The sequence below is a fragment of the Ramlibacter sp. genome (assembly GCF_036676645.1).
Taxonomy (GTDB): domain Bacteria; phylum Pseudomonadota; class Gammaproteobacteria; order Burkholderiales; family Burkholderiaceae_C; genus Ramlibacter.
Window position 1 is genome coordinate 1 of sequence record NZ_JAKFCM010000079.1, and the last position, 3,470, is coordinate 3,470.

General features: G+C 67.1%; 3 protein-coding genes and 1 pseudogene. All 4 read right to left on the minus strand.

Annotated elements, in window-relative coordinates; genetic code table 11:
* Positions 1-212 (minus strand): hypothetical protein (locus tag V6M57_RS11550; RefSeq protein ID WP_332815141.1); only part of this gene is annotated, 212 nt, incomplete at its 3' end.
* Positions 213-357: 145 nt separating this feature from the next.
* The gene (locus tag V6M57_RS11555) at positions 358-1,755 is read right to left on the minus strand and encodes an FAD-dependent oxidoreductase (RefSeq protein ID WP_332815142.1); all 1,398 of its coding nucleotides are present in this window, start codon (positions 1,753-1,755) and stop codon (positions 358-360) included.
* Positions 1,756-1,758: 3 nt separating this feature from the next.
* The gene (gene ald, locus V6M57_RS11560; RefSeq protein WP_332815143.1) at positions 1,759-2,877 is read right to left on the minus strand and encodes an alanine dehydrogenase; all 1,119 of its coding nucleotides are present in this window, start codon (positions 2,875-2,877) and stop codon (positions 1,759-1,761) included.
* 179 nt (positions 2,878-3,056) lie between these two features.
* Positions 3,057-3,388, minus strand: a pseudogene (locus tag V6M57_RS11565) (aldehyde dehydrogenase family protein); the annotation flags it as partial.
* Positions 3,389-3,470: the final 82 nt, after the last annotated feature.

The following is a 3,470-nucleotide window of genomic DNA, read 5'->3' on the forward strand; positions in this document are numbered from 1 at the left end:
TCAAAGCCGCCCTGCACGGCCCGCAGTTCCAGGTCAGGCTGGCCGTTGACGGCGCGCACCGCCTGGGAAAACTCGCTGAGCGCCGAGGCATTGATCAGGTGCACCGAAAACGCCAGGGCCACGCCCAGCATGACGGCGACCACGGCGGCGCCATTGCGCCAGGGGTGGTAGCGCAGTTCCTTCCAGGAAAAGGTTTGCAAAAGGGCGAACACGGTTCCTGCATTGTGAGGGATGCGCCGCCGCGTGATGGCCCGATGATGACCGGACGGTGGCGGGGCGCGCTCCGGCGCACCATTGCCGCAGTCACTGCCGTTGTCACTGGCACTGCGGCGCTGCCGGCAGCGCCGGGACGGTGGCTCAGGCTTTGTCCGCCTTGCCGGCTGCCGCGGCGAAGCGCGACAGCATCACGTCGGGCAGGAAGGGGCGCCGACCGCTGTCTTCGGCGGCTTCCTTGCGCCGTATGGCGTTGCGCACCATCAGCGAGCCGACATAGCGGATCGGCTCCGGTGGAAAACGGCCGAGCGGTCCGCGAAGGAGCGGGCTGCGCGTCCATTCGTTGTCCAGTCCCAGCGCCAGCGAGGACAGCAGCTCGCCGCCCATGCGGCTGGGGCCGACGCCGTTGCCCGAGTAGCCGAAGCCGTAGAACACGTCGGGGCGGCCGCGCAGGCAGCCGAAGAAGGGCAGGCCGGTGACCGAACGGTCGGAGGCGCCGTTCCAGCTGGCGGCAATCGGCGTGCCGGCCAGTTCCGGGATGAAGCCCCGCAGGCGTCCGGCCAGTTCCTCGCGGTAGGGCGAAGGCTGGTTGAACACCGGCAGCATGCGTCCGCCATAGGCAAAGGTGTTGCCGCCCTTGCCAAACATCAGCCGGCCGTCCGGCGTGCTGCGGTAGTAGTGCACAAAGATGCGCGAGTCGAGCACCGAGATGCCGCCGTCCAGTCCCGAGGCAGCCAGCGCGGCCGCAGCCGGCTCGGTGATCACCATGTCGCTCGACACAATGGCAATGCTGCGCTCGAACTCGCGGAAGCTGCTGGCCATCCAGGCATTGATCGCAATCACCACGCGGTCGGCCGTGACCTTGCCGTGCGGCGTCCGAACGACCGGGGGCGAGCCCTCTTCCAGGCCCCGCATCGGCGTTCCTTCATGCAGCTGCACGCCCAGGCCCAGCGCCACCCTGCGCAGCCCGCGCACCAGCTTGCCGGGCTGTACGCTGGCGGCCACGGGCGAGTACCAGCCCTCCAGGTGGGCGCGGGATCCGGCGCGGCGCTGCAGCTCGTGCGGGGGCATCTTCTGCCAGGAATTGATGCCGTGCGCTTCAAGCGCGGCCACCACCGCATCGGACGCCCCGAGCTGCGCTTGCGATGTGGCGGTGAACAGCGTGCCGTGGCGCCGCCATTCGCAATCGATGCTGTGTTCGGCGCAAAACGCCTCGATGTCCAGCAGCGCCTGCTCGGAAGCGCGCACCAGGCGCACGGCTTCGGCGTCACCGAACAGCCGCTGCAGGGTGAAGAACTTCGTCGACCAGGTCAGCGCGCAGCCGCCATTGCGTCCGCTGGCGCCGCCGCCGCAGACATCGGCTTCGAGCACGAGCACATCGAGGTCGGGCCTGGCCTGCTTGGCGAGGATGGCGGTCCACAGGCCGGTGAAGCCGCCGCCGATGATGCACAGCTGGGCGCGCGTGTCGCTCACCAGCGCCGGGGCCGGGTCGCCATCGTCGGTAGCGAGCGCCTGCCATAGCCAGTAGGGGCGTTGCTCCATCGTTCAGGCTGCCAGCAGGGTCTGCGGGGCATGGTAGACGTAGCGCAGGTCATTGGCCACCTCCAGGCAGGTGACCTTGCCGTCAGCGACGTTGAGGCCGTTGCGCAGGTGCGCGTCGTCCTTCAGCGCCTGCCGCCACCCTTTGTTCGCCAGGGCCAGCACAAAGGGCAGGGTGGCGTTGTTCAGCGCGTAGGTGGAGGTGCGCGGCACGCCGCCCGGCATGTTGGCTACGCAGTAATGCACGACGCCGTCCACCACGTAGGTGGGGTCGGCGTGGGTGGTGGCGCGCGAGGTTTCGAAGCAGCCGCCCTGGTCGATCGCCACATCCACCACCACCGAGCCCGGTTTCATGCGCGACAGCAGCTCGCGCGACACGAGCTTGGGTGCGGCCGCGCCGGGAATCAGCACGCCGCCGATCACTGCGTCGGCCGACAGCACCTGCTCCTCGATGTTGTCCCGGTTCGAGAACAGCGTGATCACGCGCGCGCCCAGCAGGCGGTCCATACGGCGCAGCGCATCGAGGCTGCGGTCTATCACCACCACCTGGGCACCGGTGCCCACGGCGATCTGTGCTGCGTTGGAGCCGACAACGCCCGCGCCGAGGATGACGATTTTGGCCGGCGCCACGCCGGGTACGCCTCCCAGCAATATGCCGCGGCCGCCATGGGCCCGCTCCAGGCTGTGCGCGGCCGCCTGCACCGACATGCGGCCGGCGACTTCGGACATCGGCGCCAGCAAGGGCAGGCCGCCCCCGGCCTGGGTCACGGTTTCGTAGGCGATGCAGACCGCGCCGCTGTCGACCAGTTCCTTGCATTGCTGCGGGTCGGGCGCCAGGTGCAGGTAAGTGAACAGCAACTGGCCCGGCCGCAGCTGCGCGCGCTCCGCGGTCTGCGGCTCCTTGACCTTCACCACCATGTCGGCGCTCGCAAATACTTCATCAGCCCCCTGGACAATGCCGGCGCCGGCTTTTTCGTACTCGGCGTCGCTGGCACCGATGCCGGAGCCAGCGTTGTGCTCCACGATCACGCGGTGGCCGGCCGCCGCCAGCTCACGCACGGACGACGGTGTCAGGCCGACGCGGTATTCGTGGTTCTTGATTTCCCTGGGAATTCCGATGAGCATGGTGTTTGTCTCCTGGATCAATGAAGTCAATGAAGTAATAAGCCAATAAAAGCAATAAAGCAAGCAGGGGCTAAAAGATCGGACCTAAAGAAGGGACTGCCGGAAGGGGTAACGAAAGGGATAAGCGGCGACTGCGGCTTAGCAGGGCAGCGAATAGTCCTGGTGTTGAAAAAACTCTTCACCAGGGCCTGGTTCGCCGCGAACAGCATCACATCGGAGGCGCGGCCGACTTCATGCTGCGTGTCCTTTAGGCACTGGCCCGATTCCAGCGTGATCAGGCGTGCAATCCAATCTCGTCGCGGCGATGGGCGACCGGCTCGCCGGCTTTCGTCAGGATGCGATAGCGGTCGTGGCGGGTCAGCGTGGAACGGTAGTCGCGCGCCATGCGCAAGGCGCGCCGGACATCGTCCAGCGTGGCCTTGGGCAGGGTCGCGACGATCTTGCCGCGAATGTAGGGATGTTTCACCTCGATGACGCGGTCGCACGAGACGCAGCCCGGAGGGGATTTCAGGTATTTGGCGGAACGGAGCTGCCGCGAAATCTCAATGCGGTCTTACGGTGGAAACTTCACCGCTTTTGCCTTAAGAGCCGCT